This is a genomic window from Porcipelethomonas ammoniilytica (genome assembly GCF_025567485.1).
Taxonomy (GTDB): Bacteria; Bacillota; Clostridia; order Oscillospirales; family Ruminococcaceae; genus Porcipelethomonas; species Porcipelethomonas ammoniilytica.
On sequence record NZ_JAOQKH010000015.1, the window covers coordinates 1 to 23,115 of the forward strand.

Consider the following 23,115-nt stretch of genomic DNA (forward strand, 5'->3'; position numbering starts at 1 on the left):
CCCATTCATTTTGAAAAATCTTTACTTTAATCTTTTTTCTTTTCGCCTTTTTCTGTCCAACTTATTGACTATGGTCCAATATATCCCTTTCGAGGAAGATACTGATCCCAACTTTACAGGCTATACGATGACGCCGCAGGAATTTGCCGATGAGGAACTCGATGAAAATCAGGAATTCGGAGGAATGCAGCTATGAGCATTAAAAAAATCACTACGAAGGATCTTCGCCGGATGAATGACAGCGATGGACTTGTTCTGCAAGGCTGCGGCGGAGATTTGCAGGAATGGCTGGACGAGATCAATAGTCTGTTTACCGAGGAAAAACTGCTGCTTAACGGAACGAAATTTGAAAACATTTATGCTTTCGAAAACGAAGGTTTGACAAACCTCCTCTTCCCGTTTAACGACAGTGCCAAACTTGACATGGGCAGGCTTGCCATATGGCGGCTTGGTTCTCATGAGCAATTCGGCGGCACATGGCTTTCCGATTATGTTCCCAATCGTCTCAGCGATTTCACAGAGGATGAGGCGGAAAATATAGACGAAGGGATGGTGATGTAGGATGAGTGAGCTTGCATGGCTGCTGGCAGGACTTCTGATCGGCGGCTGTATTGCAGTAACGGTACTCTGCTGTGTGCAGATTAACCGAATAAACAACTATGAGCAGGAAATCAGAAGGCTTCAGCAAAAGCTGAACGACAAAATCTAACAAGCTGGTATCAATCGCCCTGAAAACGATTGGTATCGGCCTTTTTTTATTTCAGGGCGGTTGATGTCGCCAAAGGAGGTGGTGATTATCAAAAGCCCTGTCAGTTGGATGGGAAACAAAACTTCCATCCTTCACATTTTATACGCTTTGTTTTCGCTGAGCTACGGGCGGTATATCGAGCCTTTCGGCGTATCGGGCGCTGTGCTGCTGGGCAAAGCTGTTCCCGACAAGTTTGAAGTTTACAACGATTATAACGCAAACCTTGTCAATCTGTTCCACTGTATGCGTGACCGGCCGATGGAATTCATCCGGGAGCTTGGCTTTCTCAATTTAAACGCAAGAGACGATTTTCTCGTCCTCAAGCGTTTTTTTGAGAAGCAGGAATTTACCGATGAGTTTTTGAAACAGGAGCTTGACCTGACGAACATCCTGCTCCCGGCGCCAAAGGCATCGGAAATCAGGCTGCTGTATAAGACGGCCAAAGAAGATTATGATTTGCGCCGTGCGGTGATGTTCTTAAAGCTCGTCCGCTACAGCTATTCCAGCGGAGGAAAATCCTATGCCTGCCAGCCTTTCAACATTGCAAGCCTGTTTTCTCTGATTGAGCAGCTTGCAAAGAGGCTTGCGAATGCAATCATCGAAAATCAGGATTTCGAGGTGCTGATCCGGCACTATGACCGACCGGACGCTTTTACCTACTGTGATCCGCCGTACTTCACCAGCGAATATGTGTATGAGTGCGGCTTCACATGGGATGACCATGTCCGGCTTCACCGTGCGCTTGCAGAAGCAAAAGGCAAGTGGCTGGTCTCCTATAACGACTGTCCTGAAATCAGGAAATTGTATCAGGACTATAATCAGTTCGGATTTAAGCGAATCCACTCAAAGGAATCGCTTATGAAAAAACAAACAGACATGGAAGAAGTAAAATCCATTGCAAAGATGCTGCTCATGACCGATGTTTATGAAACGAAATTCTCGCCAATCGTTGTGCAGCATCCATGCACTTCCTCCGGTATTGTTGTTTTGCCGGAAAAGGACATCAAGAATTTCAAATCGGTGGATATTACGCAGGATGAGGAAAATCTGCAGGCATGGAGAAAGGCGGTCAGTTCAGCAATCGACCATACGGAAAATCCCTATGAGCTGTACATGATGGTCAATAAGCCTACGGTCTGACATTCCTCAAATATTCAGCTCCCCATTTATCCAAGAAAGATTTCTCTGAAATCCTTTCAAGTGCATGGATTATGTGTGAGGCTCCCCACAATGATCCGGATGTGAGTTTAGGTCGTTATGTTTCAATCCGCCGATCCCCAAGTCCTCATGGATGAGGATGAATACAGGGACTTTCAAGGGCTTAGCGATTGTATCACTGCTGCCGAGAGTGATTCTGTAGCCTCCCTTAAACAAACTTTATGCTATGCTTTCAGGATTTAAGTAAATAACGCCTTTAAGGTCTGAAATTATTTCACTTTTTTCTTTACCGTTCATAAGCTCGGACATGAAATCAAGGTTGACGTCTGCTTTTTCAGAAATGGAAACGGCAAGAGCGTCTGCGGTGGTATCAACGTGCGTTATCCTTACAGGAGGCTGTAATGTACGTTTTGTAAAAATGTCCGATTTACCGATAAGCTTGCCGTCCTTGACCTTTTCCAGTGAAAGAACAAGGGGAAGTGAAACGTCCTCACGGAAAATGTTTCTATTGGTTTTATCATTTAATAATCCGTTTTTCTTTGTGAAATCATCATAAAGCTGATTCAGTTCTGTACGCTTAAAATAACTTTAAGATCGGCAATAGCAAGCAATTAGAAAAAGAGATTTATTAAAAGCGTTAGAGCTTGTGGAAAAGTGATTACAAAATAAAAAATGAAACTTATGAAACTATTGCAAGCGGAGAATAGTCATGTTCCAGATCACGAATTATATAAGCAAGATCAAATTTTATAAATACAGAATTTAGAATAAATGTTGAAATTAAATTTATATTATTTAATATTAAATTAACAAAATTAGTTGCTTTTTTCCATATTTTGTGTTAAAATATAAATATGGCTTTTACATTTATCAAGAAGATTAGTATTATGATGTATAATTGATAAATGGAATGCTAATATTTAAATAAAATTTATAAGGAGGAAGTTGAAAATGTTAAAAATCAAAAAGATATTTTCTACTTTTGTAGGTGTGGCTATGGCAGCCAATGCTTTTATTACCATGCCGATTTCTGCTTTTGCAGATGAAGAAACCAGTCATACATATACATATGACGGTTATGAAGTTTCGTATGACGTTACAAATGCATGGGGAAATACGGAAGTTGTTTCAGTAACATTATCCAATACCGGCGACAGTGCAATTGAAAACTGGATGCTGTATTTTGAACCTAATGGACAGGTACACAACACTGTCAATGTTCAGGAAGCACAGACTTCTACCGGAACAACATATTTTAGAAACAGCGGATATAATGCGAATATTAATCCGGATTCGTCAGTTTCGTTCTGCTATATGGTTGATGACTGTGAAGCTGTGCCGGACAATTTTACGCTTTGTCAGACAAGAGAAGAAAAAGAATCTGGTTACGAAGTTTCACTCAAGGTAAACCAAACTTGGGGAGATTCATTTAATGGTGAAATAATTATTCAGAATAACACTGACAAACCTATTGAGTCGTGGGAACTGACAGTTGATACTAACTTTACTATTACAGAGATAACCAACAGTTGGGCGGCAACTGTAAAAGAGCTTGAGCCTTACAGCTATATGCTGAAAGGTACGTATACCGGAACTGTATATCCAAATTCAAGCGTTTCTCTTGGATTTAACGGTGTAAGATCCGGCGAACCGACAATTACTGATTATTCACTGACGGAAGTGGTTGCAGATGAAAATTTAATTGCAAGTGCAGATAATTATCTTACTTCAAGTGTAAAAGAAATACTGGTAGGAAAAGACAACAGTGAAGTGTATTTCTATCTTAATTCCCTTGAGACAGATACTAATATAACATTGTATGAAAATGATATTCCTGTAGCAGTATTCTATGATGATGGTAATTATGCAGCACATGGTGATGATATTCAGGGTGATGGTATCTATTCTGTAAAGTATAATGTAGATATAAATACTGATATTGATTCATCTAATGTTTATTATGCAAAATCTGATAATAATTTTGCTTCAAATGAGATTTCAGTTGACCTCATCATTCCATTTACAGAAAAGGAATTGTCTGATATGGCATACGTGGACAATGCAATATCAGCTGTTATTAATGACAATAGTTATCAATCTTCTACCATTGATGAGAGAAAAGAATCAATGTTAGACCTTCTTAATGAACTTGATATTAATAATAAGATAGTTGAAGATTCAATTGAAATTGATGAAAAAAATAGCATCTTATCTTTTAAGTATACGAGAGATGTAGTTGGAGATATTCTACTAGAAGAGTTTGATGATGAAACTGACGGTATTGATTTAACTGATTCAATAATGCCAAGTGTAGATGCTGTTAACCTTTTAAATACAACTCAACCATTGAGTCAGGTAAATGTTGCAATATTAAATTCATTTGAAAATACACCATTTAGAACTGATTATTACGAATCTCTAGTTTCTGATTGGACTGAACAGGGATTAAATGTATATTATGACGATACTGTTACAGTAAATGATTTGAAAACCGCATTACTTAATAAACAAGTTATTTCATTAAGCGGACACGGAACAATTGAACGTTTTTGTCTTAATGGTGAAGATGAAATTGCAAATTCAGAGAAAGATCAAGAATATGAGACCGATATATTAAAGGGTAGAATAGTTAAAAGCTATAATTACGGCAAGACCTATTTTATTAAGCCTGAATTTTTTAGCTATTATTATGATAAAGGCTCTTTAGATGGTAGTTTTATTTTTGGAAATTCCTGTTCACTCATGGGGCATGGTGAAAAAATTAATGAAGCATTTGCCAACGCATTTTTAGGTGCTTCTGCAGAAGGATTTGTAGGTTATTGTAATAATGTTGAATCAGGATACTCAAGAAATGTCATGAGAAGTTATTTTGAAGCATTGATGACCGGAGTTACTTCAGCTGAAGCTCTTGATATGTCTGTTTCAGAACATGGAGAACATTGTTATTGCGGAGCATACCCGGTGTTACGTGGAGATCCTAATGCTATACTAATAGGAACAGATATTGAAAATGGTGATTTTGAAGGATATACCCAAAAATATGTTTCTACACCGCTAAGTTGGAAATGTACTGGTGATGTTCGTGTATTATCCAAATTAGGTGATGATATTATTCCTTATGACTCAAGAATGGCTTTCTTATCAACAGGAATAGGCTCTAAGGAAGAAAGTTATATTTCTGGAACGCAAGGTAGTTCCATGTCTCAGATTGTAAAGGTAGGTAGCTATTCCACACTTAGTTTTAATTATGATGTTGTTTCAGAAGAACCTGAAGAATGGGTCGGATCTATATATAATGATAAATTTGAGATTCAAATTCTTGATGAAAATGATAACATACTTTCTAGTGAAATAATTGAAGCTGTAAATACGTCAACTTGGTATTCCGTAAGTGGAATTAATTTTGATGGCGGAGATGATACAGTATATCATACTGGTTGGGCAACTAAAACAATAGATATTTCTAACTATCAGAATAAAATTATTCAAGTTCGCTTTTTGGTATATGATGTCGGAGATTCCATTTATGATACCGCAACTGTTTTAGATAATATTAGATTGAACTAATATTTTTATTATTTAGATATCATAATTAGATAGAAAATATTATATAATTAAAATAAGTGTTGACTTTTTAAGCATCACTCTGTTTTATAAATATAAAACTAATGAAAGGAAGTTATTACTTATGAAAAAAATATGTAAAGTCACTAATTCTGCTCTTGTTAGTGGAGCATTACTTTTATCGTTGATTGGTATTACCCCGGTGCATGCTTTAGAAACAGGAGATGATTCTTCATTAAAAAATGTATCAAACTCAGATTCATACGTTTCAGATCCACACGTTGATGAAAGGGTTTTGAGTGCATCAAAAAAAGAAATTCTTGTTGGAAAAGACAGTGATGAAGTGATTTTCTATTTTGAAACGCTTATTGATTCTGATGAGTATGTATTATATCAAAATGATGTTCCGATAGGTTATTTGGTTGACAGCGGAAATTATGCTCAGGATGGTGATGATATCAAGGGTGATGGCATTTATTCGATTAAAATTACTGTTGATGTTACAGGTAATAATGCCAAACCTACAGAAAACAGTAAAATAGTATATAATACATATAGTGTTCGATGTGGCGATTCACTTGTTTCTAATGAGATATCAATCGATTTGATTACGCCTTTTTCTGACCAGGATCTTATTGATATGTCTGTAGTAGATAATGATATTGACGAACTTGTGAAAAGTGATAAATTTAAGTCGATGAACCAACAGGAAAAGATAGATGCTTTAATGGAACTGTTGACAACTCTTTCAGAAAATAAATTAGTAAATTCAATTGTATTAAGTGAGGATCGAATTGAATTTATCTATTCTTCCGATGCGTCAGGAATGATCTTATTTAGTTCTTTTGGTGAAGGAATTGATGGTATTATAACAGGAGATGCGAACGGTGACGGAAAGCTTGCAGCAAGCGATGCAGCATTTATCGCAAAAGAGCTTGCAGAAGCATCAATTAACAGTGAAAAGATAACAGCTGAGGCTTATCCGGCTATGGATTTCAATCAGGACGGTCAGGTTACAGCCAAGGATGCAGCGGATATTGCAAAGTATTTGGCAGAGCAGTCGATAAAGCAATAAATAATAATCATTGATTCTCAAAAACAAATACTATAGCAATGAAACGTCAGAATGTGATCACAGGAAGTGCAGAGCTTTTGACTGAATAAAGAGGACAGAATTCTTTTTAAACTAAAAAATACTGTTCAACATAAGTAAATTGATTTTATAAAAAAAGCACGTCATGAGACGTGCTTTTTTATTATTATTTGCCAACGGCGAATTCATCAAAGTTTCATGCTTATTATCTTTTACTAGATTGATGTATTAATAATTATGCCGCAGTATATTATTATGTTTCATAAGTAGACAGTATACGCTGCGCAACTTCCTTACGGGTCTGACGGGTATCCATAGCCTGTTTTTCAATATATCTGTGAGCCTGTGGTTCAGAAAATTTTAAGTATTGGATCAAGCAGCATTTGGCTCTGTTAACAAGACGTATTTCTTCTATTTTGGTCTGTAGCTTAAAATTTTCATTCTGAAGTCCCAGCATTCGTGAACGTGTTGCAGAAACAAGTCTTACCGACTGGTGAAAAACAACTTTGTTTACCGGTTTTGGAACGACGCATACTCCATAACAGCTGAGTTTGTCTGATACATCTTCTGAAATATCCGATTTACAAATAAGTATGATGCCAGAATTTGAACATTCTGCCGCCTTTATTGAAAATTCATGCCCGAACTCATCAGTAAGAGGTGTGTTAATAACAATAAGCTCATATTCGGTTTGATTTATGCAGCGGCGTGCGTCGTTTCCGCTTTTTGTATTAGTAATTTGATTGTATCCTGATTCCCGCAAAAGCTGTGATAATAATGTTATGCCTTTATCTGAACCTGAAGCCAAAAGCACTCTTTCCATAAAATTCCACAACCTTTAAATACAATTAAAATAAAATTCATCTTCAAATTTAGATTTATCATCTGCCAAATTATATTTTGTAAGAGTATATGATAAGTGTGAGAACATTGTTTCATAAATTTCTTCAGACAGATTATTTTTAACAAAATCGCTTTTTTCAGCAATGGCAACAGCTTCTTCAAGGGTTCCCGGAAGCTCGTCAAAATTAGAAGTAGAACCGCATGTAAACGTTTTTTCGCTTAACGGCATTTTATTTTCAATGCCTTCAAATCCGGCTGCGAGAAGCAGTTTGAATACTATATAAGGATTGCATGAAGCGTCTGCGGAACGCACTTCTATTCTTGGGTGTTTTCCGGCAGTATAAGGAATTCTGATAAGCTGTGAACGGTTTTCAAATGACCAGTTTACATATTTTGGAGCAAAATGCTCTCCCAAACGCTTATAAGAATTGGTTATAGGATTAAGAAAACATGTTATTTCCCTTATTCTGTTTAAAATTCCCGCAACAAACTGACTGCCGAGCTCAGTTTGGGTTTCCGGAGTAGGAGAAAAAATGTGTTCGCCGTTCTTTTTTATAGCTATTCCTATATGCAGTCCGCTTCCGAACTGGTTTTCCAGAGGTTTAGGCATGAAAGTTGCAAACAGACCGTTTTGTGCCGCAACATTTTTAACGACAGTTTTGTAGTATACCATGTTATCGGCAGATGTCAAAGCATCACTTCTTTTAAAATCGATTTCATTCTGTCCTGCGCCGTAGGTATGCCGTGAACTTTGGGGATTAAATCCCATTTCTTCAAGAGAAAGACAGATTTCACGTCTTACGTTTTCACACTTGTCCAGCGGAGCGATATCAAGGTAACCTGCATTGTCATGAGGAATTTTTGTAGGTTCTCCGTTTTCGTCTGTATTGAACAGATAAAACTCGCATTTTGTATCAATTTCGCAGCTATAATTTTTTCGTTTTAAGTTATCAATATAACTGCTGAGTTCATTTCTTAGGTCGCCTTTATAATCAGAGCCGTCAGTACATTTAATGTTGCAGAAAAAACGTATAACCCGACCTGTTTTGGGCCTCCACGGAAGAACAGAAAGAGTAGATATATCCGGAAAAAGCAGAAGATCGGAATGGCATCCGGCAAGAGTTGTTGCGTCAAAAGGAATGCCGTGTTCAAAAGCGTAGGGAAGCTCGTCAGGCATAATGGCGATATTTTTCAGATTACCATGGATATCAGCAAAAGTAAGTCTGATAAATTTAACGTCGTTTTCCTCTACAAAGCTTAATATTTCTTTAGGTGTGTAATTCATATCACTAAACTCCGTTTTCAAATATTAATATACAAAAATAAAGCAGGGATAGCTTCAATTCTATCCCTATTATTATACGATATTTTTTAACCGATGTAAATAGTACAGATTAAAATCATAGTATTTTTATTTACTTAATAATCAGAATAAAGGCGTTCACTAGTACTGTTTCAATTGGATGCAATACTGATGAACACCTTTGTTCTATTTTTAATATAATACTATATTTTTACTAAAATGTCAAGAAAATTCTTAAAAAAATATAGTATTATATATATGCGGGTGTTGAGGACGGAAATAAAAATATTTTTTTTGAAAAAATGCTTGACAAATTGAAATATTTGTTATATACTTAAAACATAGACAGCAAAGGTGCTGAGAAAGAAGTTAAAATTTCTTTTTCAGTACCTTTTTTTATTTTCCGGAAAAGCAGTCAATAAATACATATTTTGGAGGATGATTAATATGGATGCTACTTTTAATGTATGGTTTTTAATCGGCGCTGCGCTGGTATTTTTCATGCAGTGCGGATTTGCAATGGTGGAAACCGGCTTTACAAGAGCAAAAAATGCCGGTAATATTATAATGAAAAACCTTATGGATTTCTGTATCGGAACTGTTGTATTTATTTTAATAGGCTTTGGCTTGCTTTTCGGTGAAGATGCAGTGGGTCTTATCGGTAAACCAGGCTTTGATATTTTTACAAATTATCAGAATTTTGACTGGTCAAATTTTGTTTTTAATCTTGTGTTCTGTGCTACAACTGCTACAATTGTTTCAGGCGCTATGGCAGAAAGAACAAAGTTTATTTCATATTGTGTTTATTCAGGTGTTATTTCAGCTCTTATTTATCCGATTGAGGCTCACTGGATCTGGGGCGGCGGCTGGCTGTCTCAATGGGGATTCCATGACTTTGCAGGTTCATGTGCAATTCACATGGTAGGCGGTATTTCCGCATTGATTGGCGCTAAAATCCTCGGACCTCGTATTGGTAAATTTGAAAAGAAAAACGGTAAAATTACTAAAGTTCACGCAATTCCGGGACACTCTCTTACACTCGGTGCATTAGGATGTTTTATTCTTTGGTTTGGATGGTACGGATTTAACGGAGCTGCTGCAAAAACTGTAGAAGGTCTTGGTTCAATATTCGTAACAACGACAATTGCCCCCGCAGTTGCAACATTTGTTTGTATGATATTTACATGGCTTAAATACGGCAAGCCTGACGTTTCAATGTGTCTAAATGCTTCGCTTGCAGGTCTTGTCGGAGTTACAGCAGGTTGTGATGTTGTTGACGCTTTAGGTGCAACAGCAATCGGTGTGGTTTCCGGTTTGCTTGTTCCGTTTGGCGTATGGCTTCTTGATCATAAGCTGCATATAGACGATCCTGTCGGCGCTGTAGCAGTACATATGATGAATGGTATCTGGGGTACTATAGCCGTAGGTCTTTTTGCAACAGGCAATGCTCCTGAAAATGCAACATATGACGAACCTTTTAAAGGCTTATTCTATGGCGGAGGTTTTGATCTTCTCGGTAAACAGCTTGTAGGTATTCTTGCAGTCGGCGCATGGACAGCCGTTACAATTACAATTACATTCCTTGCAATCAAAGCTACAATCGGACTCAGAGCTTCCAAGAGAGAAGAAATTATTGGTCTTGATGCTACAGAGCATAATCTTCCATCCAGCTATGCTGACTTTATGCCGTCGTTTGAAAGTGTTACAGAAATGCAGACTCAGGGTGCAAAGGCTGGGGTAAATACTGCCGGAGTCGTACCTGTGGCACAGGCTGTTCCGGTTTCCGTTGAAACTAAATCTACAGCTCCGTCAGACGGAACGCCTAAGCTGACAAAGCTATCAATTATCTGCAAACCGGAAAAACTTGAAACGCTTAAATCATCTCTCAGTTCTATAGGCGTAAAAGGCATTACAGTAACTAACGTTATGGGATATGGTACTCAGAAGGGTCAAAAGACATATTACCGTGGTGTTGAACGTGATGAAGTTCAGCTGCTTCCTAAAACAAAGGTTGAAGTTGTTGTTTCCAAAGTACCAGTTGATACGGTCGTTAATACCGCTAAACAAGCTTTATATACCGGTAATATCGGCGACGGTAAGATCTTTATCTTTGACGTAGAAAATGTTGTAAAGGTTAGAACAGGTGAAGTTGGTTTTGATGCCCTTCAAGGAGAAGATGAAGAATCATTTTAAATATAAAAAATCCCTTGATTTTCAAGGGATTTTTTATTTATGATATTGTTAATAAAATGTTAATAAAATGTTAATAAAAAAGCAATAAAATAAAATCGTGAATATTGTATAATATAATTATTGCAATGTGTATTTTTTTATATATTTTTACTGTTAAGAGAGGAAGGATATTTATGAAGAGTTCAGGTATATTGAACAAAATTAAAGCTGCAGCAGTCAGTATATCGGTACTGGCGGCTGCTTTGGTTTCGCCGGGCGCCTTGTCGGAAGATTCTGCCGACGCTGCGGAAAGTATTAACTATGCCAAGGCTTTGCAGTATTCGCTTTATCTTTATGACGCTAATATGTGCGGATCTGAGGTGGGAGAAAAATCACAGCTAGACTGGCGTGACGACTGTCATACTTATGATTCTAAGGTTTCAACGCCGTACGGAACAATGGATTTAAGCGGCGGTTATCATGACGCAGGCGATCATGCAAAATTCGGTCTGCCGGCAGCATATTCTGCCACTATGCTTGGTTGGGGGTATTATGAATTTAAAGACGCATATACCCAGACAGGTCAGGCGAATCACCTCAAAACAATAACGGATTATTTCTGTGATTATTTCAAGAGATGTACGGTATTTAACGGAACTTCTGTTAAGGCTTTCTGTTATCAAGTTGGCGATGGTAATACTGATCATGACGAATGGAAATCACCTGAAAGTCAGACTCTTGCAAGACCTGCATATTTTGCTGATTCAAGTAATCCATGTACCGATGTAGTTGCAGAAACAGCAGCTGCGCTTGCTATGAATTACCTGAATTTTAAAAATGAAGAAGATCTTTATTATGCAAAGGCTCTTTATGAGTTTGCAAAGACAAATAATAAGGGAAACCATAATTCCGCTCCGTTTTATCAAGGCACATGCTATCTGGACGATCTGGCACTGGCTTCAATTATTCTATATAAGGCAACAGGAACTTCTTCATATAAAACCGATTGTGCAAATTGGATCAGTCAGTCTAACTGGGCGTATACAACTCAGCAGCCGCTATGTTGGGACAGTGTGTGGCCTGCTGTGAATGCGATATATGCAAACGAGTGGAACAGGGTGGCTGAAAATATTGACGTACTTAAGGGAAAAGCTAATTCCGAGGGCTATGCTTGTCACGATAATTGGGGATCGGCAAGATATAATACAGCTGAGCAGCTTATATGTCTGGTATATGATAAATATAATAATTCAAATTCTTATACGACATGGGCGAAAGGTCAGATGGAGTATCTTTTCGGAAACAATAAACTTGGAAATTGTTATATGGTAGGTTATAGCAGTAATTCAGTAAAGCATCCGCACCATAGAGCAGCAACAGGCTTTACTAATTTTCCGTCAGAAAATAAGGGAAAAGAACATGCATATGTGCTTGTAGGCGCTCTTGTAGGCGGCCCTGACAGAGACGGAAATTATTACGATGTTACTGATGAATACCACTATACAGAAGTATCTGTTGACTACAATGCCGGGTTTGTGGGTGCTTTGGCAGGACTTTATCTGAAATATGGTTCAGGACAGTCTGTGGATTCAAGTATTCCAGGTGTTTCCGGATCAACCCCTGTAGTTACTACACCGGCAGTTACAACAACTCCAGTTGTTACAAAACCAATTATAACATCAGCTTCAACCAGTTCTTCGTCATCTTCAACTTCATCAAAAGTGACACAAGAAATTACAACTACATCAAAGTCTGTTGTTACCAGTACTTCTGCAACAGGCGGGGCTGATAGCGGAACAAAGGTTGTTAATGTAAATACCTCGCTTAATTATTCCAGTGACAATAATAAGATGTATAAAGTAAATATTTCTGATTTAGTACCAAGCGGAGCAAAAGCAGAAAAATTTATTATAAAGCTTTCTGCTAACGGTAATATTGGTTCTCCGTCTATCGGCGGCGGAATTTCAGTGACTAACAATACTAATAATTGGCTTGATTTAAACGGAATTCAGAATTTCAGCGGTTCGTCGGGTACAATAGAATTTGATGTTTCTTCAATTAAGAATGATATTCAATACGATGGAGGTATTTTCCAGATAGGATACTGGTGGGGAGAACAGTCAAATATAAATGTTGATTCAATAACATGTATTTATACTTCTGAAAGTCAAGCGGTTACTACTGCTTCAACTGCGGTTACTACCAGAAAAACCACGGTGTCTTCAACTGTTTCAACTAAGATAACGGCTGGTACTACTACTGCTGCAACGACGCCGGATTACGGCGACATTGACTGGGATAAGGTAAAGTACGGTGATGTTAATCAGGACGGTTATGTAGATTCGGCTGATATAGTTGTTATTAATAAATACCTGTTGAGTCAAGTTGAATATCCGATGAAAAATGCAACTGCTATGGAAAATGCGGATTGTGACCGTGACGGTGAAATTACAACCAAGGATTCATTTGTGATAATAAATTGCGCTTTGGGATTAATTAATGAAAGTCAAATTGGAAAATAATTAAAATACAGACCGCAAAATAACCAGGTTTTAAATTTATATTTATAGGTATTGACAAAATAAGAGCATAAGTGTATAATATAGACAAGAAATAAATTCGCCTTATCAAGAGCGGTGGAGGAACAGGTCCTGTGAAGCCCGGCAACCTAATTGTGATATAATCAAGAAAGGTGCTAATTCCTGCGGTTTATCCGAGAGATGAGGATTTTAATAAAAATCACAGTGTCCGGATATGATTCGGACACTTTTTCTTTTATACAGGGTGAATTTTTCTTGAAATTTTGAAAGGAGGCTGCCAAATGGCAGCGAAAAGAAATGGCAAAAAAATTTTTTACATCTGAATCAGTTACTGAAGGACATCCTGATAAAATCTGCGATCAGGTATCTGATGCAATTCTGGATGCCCTTCTGGAGCAGGATCCTAATTCGAGAGTAGCTTGTGAAACTGTCTGCACAACAGGTATGGTAATGTGCATGGGCGAAATAAGCACTAAAGCTTATGCTGATATTCCGAAAATTGTAAGAGAGGTTATTGTTGATATCGGATATGATCGGGCTAAGTATGGATTTGATGGCTATACATGTTCAGTGATTACAACAATCGACGAGCAGTCGGGCGATATTGCAATGGGTGTGAACGAGGCGCTTGAATCAAAGGAAGGCGATATGTCGGACGATAATTCAACAGGCGCCGGCGATCAGGGACTTATGTTCGGATATGCCTGCAATGAAACTCCGGAGCTTATGCCTATGCCGATTTCTATGGCTCATAAGCTTGCGCTGAAGCTTACCGAAGTAAGAAAGGACGGTACCTTGCGTTACCTTCGTCCTGACGGAAAAACGCAGGTTACTGTTGAATATGATGATGATAAGCCGGTAAGAATTGAAACTATTGTAGTTTCATCACAGCATGCTCCGGAAATCACACTTGATCAGATAAAGAAAGATATTATTGAATATGTAATCAAACCTGTTGTTCCGGCAGAGCTGATTGACGAAAATACTAAATATTATATTAACCCTACAGGTCGTTTTGTAATTGGCGGTCCTCAGGGCGACAGCGGTCTTACAGGAAGAAAAATTATAGTTGATACTTACGGCGGTTATTCCCGTCACGGCGGCGGAGCATTTTCAGGTAAGGATCCTACAAAGGTTGACAGATCTGCGGCATATGCGGCGAGATATATTGCCAAGAATGTTGTTGCTGCCGGACTTGCAGATAAGTGTGAAGTTCAGCTGGCATATGCAATAGGAGTTGCCAAACCTGTTTCCATACTTATTGACACATTCGGTACGGGAAAGGTTGACGAAGAGAAGCTTTCAGCTGCTGTTGACAAGGTGTTCGATCTTCGTCCTGCCGCAATCATCAAGATGCTTGATTTAAGAAAGCCTCAGTATAGAAAGCTTGCCGCTTACGGTCATATGGGACGTGAAGATTTAGGCGTTGTATGGGAAAAAACTGATAAAGTTGACGCAATAAAAGAGGCTTTGGCGGAACTATAATTTTTAGTAAATGTTGATAAAGCCCGTTAATACGGGCTTTATTTATGATTATAAAAAGGAGGAATAAAAATGCAGTTAAGAAAAATGTTCAGCGGAATTTTGACTGCTGCGGTTTCCTTTACGGCGGTGTTATGTATTGGTCAGAATAGAAGCGATAATCCTGTAAGAGTATCTGCGGCGGAGGAGCCGGTAAAAATTATGGCGTTGGGCGATTCCATAACAGACGGTTATTTCGGGACCGACGGATATCGCAAATATTTTTATCACAATATGACTGAAATGGGTCATGACATTGATATGGTCGGCGCAAAGGATTACAGCGGCTGGAATCCCTCATATACTGACAGTAACGGGGTGACCTTTGAGTATGACGGAGACCATTCCGGCTACAGCGGATATGCAATTCAGTATATGACCGGTACTGAAACAAGACAAGGACTGTTGGAAACAGTGCAGAGTACTGATATGATAAAAAAATGCGATCCGGATATTGTTTTGCTGCAAATCGGAACAAACGATATTTTAAGCAATTATAATGAAGGTATAATAGACCGTCTTGAAAATCTTGTAAACGTTATACTTGAAGATATGAATGATTCTGATGACGTTGTTTTTGTTTCTACTATTCCGTATATGGACGTTTTAATGGTTTATGATTGGTTCTGGTCATACGGGGAGGTTAAATCCGATAATTCTCAGGAGGACTTTGCAAAGATTGTTCATGGATATGTAGACAGTTACAATGATCAGATAAAGCAGATGGTAACGGAAATGCAGACGCAGGGAAAACCCATAAAATTTGCAGATATCAACAGTGTTATTGATCCGTCAACTGATTTGCAGGATGGTATTCACCCTAATGAGACAGGCTATCAAAAAATGGGAACTTACTGGTCAAATCTTGTGGATGATTATTTGAGTACTGAGCCTGAAACTACAACTGAGGAAACAACATCGGCTGATAAGTATAAAAAAGGCGATGTAAATACTGACGGTGAGATTAATGTTTCTGATATGATTGTTTTACAGAAATATCTGCTGAAAAAAGGCGGTATTCTTCCGGAACAGACTTACTATGCAGATATGGACAATAATAACATGCTGAATATATTTGACAGTATTCAGCTGAAACGTTTGCTGATATTAAACGAATAAAAAATAAGAATCCTCCCTTTTGGAGGATTCTTATTTTAATATACAAATAATTCCGTTAATAATAATCAGAATATGAACAATCAGTAATGCCGGAACCAGTATGTAAAACTTAGGATGTTTGGTTTTATGTCTGAAAATTTTCATACCGGCTGCTGCACCGAAGCTTCCTCCAATAAAGGCAGATAAAAGAAGTGCAGATTCTGAAATTCTCCATTGGTGCTTTATAGCACGCTGCTTATCAATATAAAACATAGATATTGATATAATATTAATTAGTATAAAATACAAAATAAGTATTAACGGAAACCTCATAAAGCCGTTACCGATAAATTCAGCAATTTTAAATAAAGTATTCAATTTTGTATCCTTTCAAACTGTTTGGGCAGAGCAGTATATTTCCGCTCTGCCCCTAAGCTAATTATAACATACATATAGCCATGATTCAATAGACAGATTACTTCTTAACTGATTTTTTAATAAACTTAATAAGCTGAATTAAAATCAATGTGCCAATTGATGTGGCTGCAATCATTATAATCTGTACAATATTTAAAGGTTCAGCTTTAAATATTGTAGAAACTGCCGGTACAAACAATACTAAAGCCAGCAGTAAAACACCGATTCCGAAAGCTCCGAAAATAAATTTATTGTTGAAAAACTTTTTGGTAAATAAAACAGGGTTATCAGATTTGCAGTTGAAACCATGAATCAAACGTGAAAGACATATACTCGCAAAGGCCATAGTACTTCCTACGGCAGGACTTGTTTGCAGTCCGAAAAGGAAACATGCAGCAGAAGCCGCTGCAATAATAAGTCCTTCTGACATTACACTCAGAATAAATGATTTTGTAAGAATGGATTCGTTGATAGGACGTGGCTTTTCTTTCATTACATCATTGGTATGAGGTTCAAGACCGAGAGCGATTGCCGGAAGTGAATCGGTCAGCAAATTGATAAATAAAAGATGAACGGCGGCAAAAGGTACAGGAAGCGCAAAAATTGAGGCGAAAAGTACTACAAGTATCCCCGCCGTATTTCCGGAGAGAAGAAATTGAATGGAACGTTTTATATTGGCATAAATATTACGTCCGTTATTTACTGCTTTAACAATTGTTGCAAAATTATCATCAGCTAAGACCATTGAAGCGGCGTCCTTGGAAACCTCTGTACCCGTAATGCCCATTGCGACGCCTATGTCAGCCTGTTTCAACGCCGGAGCGTCGTTTACGCCGTCTCCTGTCATGGCAACAATGTTTCCTCTTTCCTGCCATGCTTTGACTATTCTGATTTTATGCTCCGGAGAAACTCTTGCATAGACAGATTTTGTCGGAACATATTCCTTTAACTGCTCATCGGTAATATTGTCAATTTCACTGCCCTCTGCCGCTTCGGAATAGTCTTTTAATATACCGATTTCTTTTGCGATAGCAGCGGCTGTTACCTTATGGTCTCCGGTTATCATAACGGGTTTTATTCCAGCGCTGATACACTCGGCTACTGCTGCTTTAGATTCTTCTCTGGGCGGATCCATCATTGCAATAATTCCCATGAAAGTAAGACCGGATTCATCTTTAACAGAGATATCTGCACTTTCTATTTCTTTATATGCAAATGCCAGAAGTCTCAGTCCTTGAGCTGAAAGTTGAGCAGTTATCTCAGAAATGGCAGATTTTTCTGGATCAGTAAGATTCATTCGGTCAAGCAGAATGTCTGCCGCACCTTTTGTGATCATTGTAAGGACGCCGTTTACATTGTGAACTGTAGACATAATCTTTCTGTCTGAATCAAATGGAATTTCTGTAATACGGGGATATTTTTCACGGATATATTTAAAATTGAAATTATACTTTAACCCGAAATTGACTAACGCTGTTTCTGTGGGATCGCCGATTTCTTTTCCGTCCTTACAGACAGCGTCGTTACAAAGAATGCTTGAAAGAAGAAGTCTTTTTTGATGATTGATATCAAAGTTACCGTTTTCACAGTCAATTATTTCGTTATCTACATAGAATTTTTTTACGGTCATTTTATTTTGAGTCAGCGTACCTGTTTTGTCAGAACATATTACAGAAACGCTGCCAAGACCTTCAACAGCATGAAGCTTTCGTATTATAGCATTTTCTTTTGACATCTTTTGAGTACCAAAAGACAGTACAATTGTAACGATTGAGCTTAAAGCTTCCGGAATAGCGGCAACGGCCAGAGCTACGGCAAACAAGAACGAATTCATTATATCTTCGCCACGGAAAACATTAAGTCCGAAAACCAGTGCGCAGATAATAAGAATTCCTATAGAAAGCTTTTTTCCGAAGCTGTCAAGATTTGCTTGAAGGGGAGTTTTTCTTTCCTTTGCACTGTTGATAAGTCCTGCAATTTTTCCGACTTCAGTATTCATACCGATATCGGTAACGAGAAATTTTCCTCGTCCGTACGTAACAAAACTTCCGGAATACACCATATTTATTCTGTCGGCAAGAGGAAGATCATGATCAAATGTTTCATCGGATTTTTCAACGTTCAGACTTTCGCCAGTCAGTGCGCTTTCGTTTACTTTAAGACTGGCATTTTCAATAATACGCCCGTCAGCACATATATAGTCGCCGGCTTCCAGTAATACAATATCTCCGATAGTTACCTGTTCTGAAGGAATGATAACAGTATTTCCGTCACGTAATACCTTTGCACTGGGAGCAGAAAGCTTTTTCAGACTGTTTAGAGATTTTGCCGCTTTGACTGTCTGTACTGTGCCGAGAATGGCATTAAGAGTAATTACCGCAATTATTACAACAGTACTTTCAACATCTCCGAGTATTGCTGAAACAACTGCGGCGGCAATAAGTATAATAACTAAAAAGTCTTTAAACTGTTCCAGAAAAATCATAAAAATACTTTTTGATTTTTCTTCAATTAGTTCATTTTTGCCGTATTTTTCCTGATTTTTGTTTGCTTGTGCTGAACTCAGTCCGGTTTCAGAAGAACTCAGTTCAGCAAGCAATGTGGCTTTAGATTTCTGATAATTTTCTTTCATTTTTTTCTCCTTATTTTTTAGGGAAATAAAAAAGACTTTTGCCGAAATCAACTATTAAATACGTTAATAACTGATTTCAACAAAAGTCTTGCCGTTTAGATATGCTACGGACTGGTAAAGCAGTCGTACTGACGCAGACATAAACAGGAAATCCTGCCGGCTACTCCCTTTTATTTGAGTACAATTATATATTATAATTGACAGTTTGTCAAGAGCAAAATTAAATATTTATGTATTTTTATTTGACATTAAGTTTAGTGTATGGTAAAATATAAATATTATTATAAAGGAATAGCGAACGATATGAAAATGAATAAAAAAATTATAAATCTTTTAGCGTCTGTGATATGCATTTCAAGTATTGTCGGTGTTCAGCCTACAGTTTTAGCAGTAACTGAAGATATGACAAATAAATCAAGTGATTTATCTGTGTCGGGTACAGCTGACATTATAGCGTCAGGAGAGTGCGGAGCATACGGCGATAATCTTATGTATAAGTTGAACTCCGAAGGTGTTTTAACAATAAGCGGTCAAGGCGAAATGGCTGATTGGTTTACAAATACAGTGCCATGGAAGGATTACAAAAATAGCGGTAAGATAACCAGAGTAATAATTCATGAGGGTGTAACATCTGTATCGACTAAAGCTTTTGTTTCTTGCGAGAGTTTGGAATATGCGTTTATACCTAGCTCTATGAAAGATATTGACGGCTTTACAGCATGTTCTTCTCTAAAAAGTATCAATTTACCGGAGGGACTGGAGACAATTGGAATTCAGGCATTTTGCGATTGTGACAGTCTGAAAACCGTAATCATTCCTTCAAGTGTTAATAGTATCGGATTCGGCGCTTTTGAATGGTGTGATTCATTAACTGAAATAAAAGTAAAATCCAATAATGCGTATTTTACAGATATTAACGGAGTACTTTACAACAAGGATAAGACGAAGATAATACAGTATCCTAAAGCTAAAACACAAACTTCGTATATAATTCCTTCAAGTGTAACTACAGTAGGTAGGGACGCCTTTGAAGAATGTGAAAATCTTAAAAGTATTATTCTTCCTGAAAAACTTACATCAATAGAAGAAAGTGCATTTAGCAGCAGCGGTATAAAAACAATTGAAATACCAGCAGGCGTTACAACTATAAGTAGGTCTGCGTTTAACAGTTCGTTTATCGAAAGTATAGTGCTTCCAAACAATATTGTAAAAATAGATGAAATGGCTTTCAGAAACTGCAAAAACCTTAAAAAAATATTTATTCAGAATCCTCAATGTGAAATTGATGATAGCTTTGGTACTATATGCAGTAATCTGGCTTTTGAGAATGCATATAGACAATTCGACGGTATTATTTACGGCTATGAAAATTCTACAGCTCATGCTTATGCACAAAAATATGAATATCCTTTTTCTGCCTTTATTTATGGTGACGCTAACAGTGACGGTAAGCTTACAGCCGGTGACGCCGCATTTATAGCGAAAAATCTTGCAGAGCAGAAGGGTCATACATTGCCTGCATATGCAGACTTTACAGGTGACGGTAAAGTAACCGCTTATGACGCAGCAATGATTGCAAAGTATCTTGCAGAACAAAGTCTGAAAAATTAAAAAAACTATTGACAAATTTGTAAAAATGTGATAAAATAACTTTTAGCCGCATGTGTACGGTTTTGAAGTTATGTTTTTATAACACCGTAACTCAGCGAGTTTTATAGAAAAGGCAGGTGCCGGAAAATGTACGCAGTTATTGAAACAGGCGGTAAGCAGTATCAGGTTAAAGAGGGAGATACTCTTTTTATCGAAAAGCTTAACGTTGAAGCAGAACAGTCAGTAAATTTTGACAAGGTAGTAGCAGTAGGAACAGATAATGGTCTTACAGTTGGTGCTCCATATGTTGAAAACGCTGTTGTTGAAGCTAAGGTTTTAAAGAACGGTAAGGCTAAGAAAATTACTGTTTTTACTTACAAGCCTAAGAAGGGTGAAAAGAAGAAACAGGGTCACAGACAGCCTTATACACAGGTTAAGATTGAAGCTATTAAGGCATAATTTATGATCGTCGCTGAATTCTTCAGAAAAAACGGCGAAATTACCGGTTTTAAAGTAAGCGGACATGCAGGATATGATGAATCCGGAAGAGATATTGTATGTGCCGGCGTATCTTCTGCGGTTATGATGACGGCAAATCTGATAACAGAAATTTTCAGATTTGAAGCGGAAGTATCGGCGGTCGACGATACGGTTACTTTAAAAACTGATATTCCGTGTAATGATGTTTTGCAGGGCATTTATAAGGGTCTTGCTTTGCAGATTGAACAGATATTATTGGAATTTAACGGAACGATTAAAATGAAATATTCGGAGGTGTAATAGATGCTTAAGATCAGTATGCAGTTCTTTGCTCATAAAAAAGGTTCAGGTTCTACAAAAAACGGACGTGATTCTGAATCCAAGAGACTTGGTGTTAAGAGAGCAGACGGTCAGTATGTAGTAGCAGGTAATATTCTGGTACGCCAGAGAGGTACGCATATTCACCCTGGCGAAGGCGTAGGTATCGGTTCTGACGATACTTTATTTGCTAAAGTTGACGGCAGAGTCAGATTTGAACGTGTTGGACGCGACCGTAAGAAGGTAAGCGTTTACGCTGAACAGTAATCAGTTACTTCGGTTCATTAAAATCCCGGGCTTCTTGGCTTGGGATTTTGTTGTATAAAATTAATGACTGGAATTTATGAGGTGAAATATGTTTGTTGATAAAGCGAAAATAAAAATTAAAGCAGGAAACGGCGGAGACGGTGCAATATCATTTCATCGAGAAAAATACGTGGCTGCGGGCGGTCCGGACGGCGGAAACGGCGGAAAAGGCGGAGATGTGATTTTTGTGGCAGACGACAATTTTTCATCTCTTATTGATTTCAGATATAAACGTAAATATGTTGCTCAGAACGGTGAAAACGGAGGAGCGAAAAGATGTACGGGAAAAAGTGCTCCGGATTTAATAATCAAGGTTCCCAGAGGAACAGTGATAAAGGACGCTGAAACCGGACGAATTATGGCGGATATTTCTACGGACGAACCTCAGATACTTGCTCATGGCGGAAGAGGAGGCAGGGGAAACTGTAATTTTGCCACTTCTACCAGACAAATTCCGAGATTTGCAAAGCCGGGTTACCCCGGAGAAGAATTTGAAGTAACTCTGGAGCTTAAACTTATAGCAGATGTGGGACTTGTAGGGTTTCCAAATGTAGGAAAATCCACTCTTATATCTGCGGTAAGCGCAGCAAAACCTAAAATTGCCAATTATCATTTTACTACCCTCACTCCGGTTCTTGGGGTAGTTAAGGTAAGCGAGGAAAAATCCTTTGTAATGGCTGATATTCCCGGACTTATAGAAGGAGCCAGCGATGGTGTGGGACTGGGACATGAATTTTTAAGGCACGTAGAAAGATGCAGACTGATCGTGCATGTTTTGGACGCATCAGGAGTTGAGGGAAGAGATCCGCTTGAGGATTTCGACATTATCAATTCTGAACTTGAAAATTTCAGCAGTGAGCTAGCACAGTGCCCGCAGATAGTTGCCGCAAATAAATGCGATATGGCAGATGAAAAGCAGATTGAACATATCAGAAATTATATAGAACAAAAGGGTATGAAATTTTTTGCTGTTTCTGCTGCAACAACTCATGGTACAAAAGAGCTGATAAATGAGGTTGCGGCTGAATTGGAAAAGCTGCCGCCGGTCAAATCCTATGAGGCAGAGCCGATTACTCAGGCTGAAATTGAAGAAAAAGCTCTTTCCCATACTAAGTTTGATATTGAAATTGAGGACGGAATTTACTATGTCGACGCAAAGTGGCTTGAGCCTGTAATGCGTACTATCAGTATGGATGATTATTCATCTCTTCAATATTTCCAGCAGGTTCTTCGTAAAAGCGGAATTATAGACAAACTTGAGGAAATGGGAATTAATGAGGGTGATACGGTTAATATTCTGGGATTTGAATTTGATTATGTAAGGTAATTAAA

At 37.9% G+C, this 23,115-nt stretch carries 19 protein-coding genes and 1 riboswitch; of the genes, 15 read left to right on the plus strand and 4 right to left on the minus strand.

Annotation, left to right across the window (positions count from 1 at the left end; all coding sequences use genetic code 11):
- The 6 genes from OCV67_RS10280 to OCV67_RS10305 form a co-directional block, all read left to right on the plus strand.
- Nucleotides 1-196: hypothetical protein (locus OCV67_RS10280; protein WP_262644533.1), on the plus strand; the 196-nt coding region annotated here is incomplete at its 5' end.
- 35 nt (nt 197-231) lie between these two features.
- On the plus strand, nt 232-561 hold the full coding sequence (locus OCV67_RS10285) for a hypothetical protein (RefSeq protein ID WP_262644534.1): 330 nt from the start codon (nt 232-234) through the stop codon (nt 559-561).
- Between the two features lies 1 nt (nt 562).
- Nucleotides 563-709, plus strand: coding sequence for a hypothetical protein (locus OCV67_RS10290; RefSeq protein ID WP_178085096.1), 147 nt, complete (start codon nt 563-565; stop codon nt 707-709).
- An 81-nt stretch (nt 710-790) separates the two neighbouring features.
- Nucleotides 791-1,888 carry a DNA adenine methylase gene (locus tag OCV67_RS10295; protein WP_262644535.1) on the plus strand — a complete coding sequence of 366 codons (1,098 nt, stop codon included), beginning with the start codon at nt 791-793 and terminating at the stop codon, nt 1,886-1,888.
- Nucleotides 1,889-2,857: 969 nt separating this feature from the next.
- Nucleotides 2,858-5,473 carry a cellulose binding domain-containing protein gene (locus tag OCV67_RS10300; protein WP_147643901.1) on the plus strand — a complete coding sequence of 872 codons (2,616 nt, stop codon included), beginning with the start codon at nt 2,858-2,860 and terminating at the stop codon, nt 5,471-5,473.
- Between the two features lie 121 nt (nt 5,474-5,594).
- Nucleotides 5,595-6,545 (plus strand): dockerin type I repeat-containing protein, encoded by a 951-nt coding sequence (locus OCV67_RS10305; protein ID WP_147643902.1) that lies wholly within the window; start codon nt 5,595-5,597, stop codon nt 6,543-6,545.
- Between the two features lie 271 nt (nt 6,546-6,816).
- Here the strand turns inward: OCV67_RS10305 and OCV67_RS10310 are convergent, their stop codons facing one another.
- Together OCV67_RS10310 and OCV67_RS10315 are read right to left on the minus strand one after the other, a co-directional pair.
- Nucleotides 6,817-7,386 (minus strand): ANTAR domain-containing response regulator, encoded by a 570-nt coding sequence (locus tag OCV67_RS10310; protein ID WP_147643903.1) that lies wholly within the window; start codon nt 7,384-7,386, stop codon nt 6,817-6,819.
- A 15-nt stretch (nt 7,387-7,401) separates the two neighbouring features.
- Nucleotides 7,402-8,691, minus strand: a complete 1,290-nt coding sequence (locus OCV67_RS10315; RefSeq protein WP_147643904.1) for a glutamine synthetase family protein — start codon at nt 8,689-8,691, stop codon at nt 7,402-7,404.
- A 456-nt stretch (nt 8,692-9,147) separates the two neighbouring features.
- Here OCV67_RS10315 and OCV67_RS10320 point away from each other — a divergent pair, with 456 nt between their 5' ends.
- The 4 genes from OCV67_RS10320 to OCV67_RS10335 all read left to right on the plus strand — a co-directional run bounded on the left by OCV67_RS10320 (nt 9,148) and on the right by OCV67_RS10335 (nt 16,061).
- Complete coding sequence (locus tag OCV67_RS10320) at nt 9,148-10,902, plus strand: ammonium transporter (protein WP_147643905.1); 1,755 nt, start codon at nt 9,148-9,150, stop codon at nt 10,900-10,902.
- Nucleotides 10,903-11,075: 173 nt separating this feature from the next.
- Nucleotides 11,076-13,403, plus strand: coding sequence for a glycoside hydrolase family 9 protein (locus tag OCV67_RS10325; RefSeq protein WP_178085097.1), 2,328 nt, complete (start codon nt 11,076-11,078; stop codon nt 13,401-13,403).
- A gap of 99 nt (nt 13,404-13,502) precedes the next feature.
- Nucleotides 13,503-13,608: riboswitch (SAM riboswitch) on the plus strand.
- Between the two features lie 110 nt (nt 13,609-13,718).
- The gene (metK, locus tag OCV67_RS10330; RefSeq protein ID WP_147643907.1) at nt 13,719-14,906 is read left to right on the plus strand and encodes a methionine adenosyltransferase; all 1,188 of its coding nucleotides are present in this window, start codon (nt 13,719-13,721) and stop codon (nt 14,904-14,906) included.
- Nucleotides 14,907-14,975: 69 nt separating this feature from the next.
- The gene (locus OCV67_RS10335; RefSeq protein WP_147643908.1) at nt 14,976-16,061 is read left to right on the plus strand and encodes an SGNH/GDSL hydrolase family protein; all 1,086 of its coding nucleotides are present in this window, start codon (nt 14,976-14,978) and stop codon (nt 16,059-16,061) included.
- 30 nt (nt 16,062-16,091) lie between these two features.
- On the opposite strand, the gene OCV67_RS10340 is transcribed toward OCV67_RS10335, so the two are convergent.
- Both OCV67_RS10340 and OCV67_RS10345 read right to left on the minus strand, forming a co-directional pair.
- Nucleotides 16,092-16,418, minus strand: coding sequence for a DUF1294 domain-containing protein (locus OCV67_RS10340; protein WP_317235033.1), 327 nt, complete (start codon nt 16,416-16,418; stop codon nt 16,092-16,094).
- Nucleotides 16,419-16,515: 97 nt separating this feature from the next.
- Nucleotides 16,516-19,089: a cation-translocating P-type ATPase gene (locus OCV67_RS10345; RefSeq protein WP_147643909.1), complete on the minus strand. Its 2,574-nt coding sequence runs from the start codon at nt 19,087-19,089 to the stop codon at nt 16,516-16,518.
- Nucleotides 19,090-19,392: 303 nt separating this feature from the next.
- Here OCV67_RS10345 and OCV67_RS10350 point away from each other — a divergent pair, with 303 nt between their 5' ends.
- From OCV67_RS10350 to obgE, 5 genes are all read left to right on the plus strand, one after another.
- Complete coding sequence (locus OCV67_RS10350) at nt 19,393-20,700, plus strand: leucine-rich repeat protein (protein ID WP_178085098.1); 1,308 nt, start codon at nt 19,393-19,395, stop codon at nt 20,698-20,700.
- A gap of 126 nt (nt 20,701-20,826) precedes the next feature.
- A complete protein-coding gene (gene rplU, locus OCV67_RS10355) occupies nt 20,827-21,138 on the plus strand; it encodes a 50S ribosomal protein L21 (RefSeq protein ID WP_147643911.1) in 312 nt (103 codons plus the stop codon).
- Nucleotides 21,139-21,141: 3 nt separating this feature from the next.
- Nucleotides 21,142-21,459: a ribosomal-processing cysteine protease Prp gene (locus tag OCV67_RS10360; protein ID WP_147643912.1), complete on the plus strand. Its 318-nt coding sequence runs from the start codon at nt 21,142-21,144 to the stop codon at nt 21,457-21,459.
- Between the two features lie 3 nt (nt 21,460-21,462).
- Entirely contained in the window at nt 21,463-21,744 is a 282-nt protein-coding gene (gene rpmA / locus OCV67_RS10365; protein ID WP_147643913.1) for a 50S ribosomal protein L27, read from the plus strand.
- A gap of 88 nt (nt 21,745-21,832) precedes the next feature.
- On the plus strand, nt 21,833-23,110 hold the full coding sequence (gene obgE, locus OCV67_RS10370) for a GTPase ObgE (protein ID WP_147643914.1): 1,278 nt from the start codon (nt 21,833-21,835) through the stop codon (nt 23,108-23,110).
- The last annotated feature ends 5 nt before the right edge of the window (nt 23,111-23,115 follow it).

What these genes read in the sequence shown, in the direction of transcription:
- OCV67_RS10285 (WP_262644534.1), top strand. Translation starts at nt 232, where the DNA reads ATGAATGACAGCGATGGACTTGTTCTGCAAGGCTGCGGCGGAGATTTG.
- OCV67_RS10290 (WP_178085096.1), top strand. Translation starts at nt 563, where the DNA reads ATGAGTGAGCTTGCATGGCTGCTGGCAGGACTTCTGATCGGCGGCTGT.
- OCV67_RS10300 (WP_147643901.1), top strand. Translation starts at nt 2,858, where the DNA reads ATGTTAAAAATCAAAAAGATATTTTCTACTTTTGTAGGTGTGGCTATG.
- OCV67_RS10305 (WP_147643902.1), top strand. Translation starts at nt 5,595, where the DNA reads ATGAAAAAAATATGTAAAGTCACTAATTCTGCTCTTGTTAGTGGAGCA.
- OCV67_RS10310 (WP_147643903.1), bottom strand. Translation starts at nt 7,386, where the DNA reads ATGGAAAGAGTGCTTTTGGCTTCAGGTTCAGATAAAGGCATAACATTA.
- OCV67_RS10315 (WP_147643904.1), bottom strand. Translation starts at nt 8,691, where the DNA reads ATGAATTACACACCTAAAGAAATATTAAGCTTTGTAGAGGAAAACGAC.
- OCV67_RS10320 (WP_147643905.1), top strand. Translation starts at nt 9,148, where the DNA reads ATGATTAATATGGATGCTACTTTTAATGTATGGTTTTTAATCGGCGCT.
- OCV67_RS10325 (WP_178085097.1), top strand. Translation starts at nt 11,076, where the DNA reads ATGAAGAGTTCAGGTATATTGAACAAAATTAAAGCTGCAGCAGTCAGT.
- metK (WP_147643907.1), top strand. Translation starts at nt 13,719, where the DNA reads ATGGCAAAAAAATTTTTTACATCTGAATCAGTTACTGAAGGACATCCT.
- OCV67_RS10335 (WP_147643908.1), top strand. Translation starts at nt 14,976, where the DNA reads ATGCAGTTAAGAAAAATGTTCAGCGGAATTTTGACTGCTGCGGTTTCC.
- OCV67_RS10345 (WP_147643909.1), bottom strand. Translation starts at nt 19,089, where the DNA reads ATGAAAGAAAATTATCAGAAATCTAAAGCCACATTGCTTGCTGAACTG.
- OCV67_RS10350 (WP_178085098.1), top strand. Translation starts at nt 19,393, where the DNA reads ATGAAAATGAATAAAAAAATTATAAATCTTTTAGCGTCTGTGATATGC.
- rplU (WP_147643911.1), top strand. Translation starts at nt 20,827, where the DNA reads ATGTACGCAGTTATTGAAACAGGCGGTAAGCAGTATCAGGTTAAAGAG.
- OCV67_RS10360 (WP_147643912.1), top strand. Translation starts at nt 21,142, where the DNA reads ATGATCGTCGCTGAATTCTTCAGAAAAAACGGCGAAATTACCGGTTTT.
- rpmA (WP_147643913.1), top strand. Translation starts at nt 21,463, where the DNA reads ATGCTTAAGATCAGTATGCAGTTCTTTGCTCATAAAAAAGGTTCAGGT.
- obgE (WP_147643914.1), top strand. Translation starts at nt 21,833, where the DNA reads ATGTTTGTTGATAAAGCGAAAATAAAAATTAAAGCAGGAAACGGCGGA.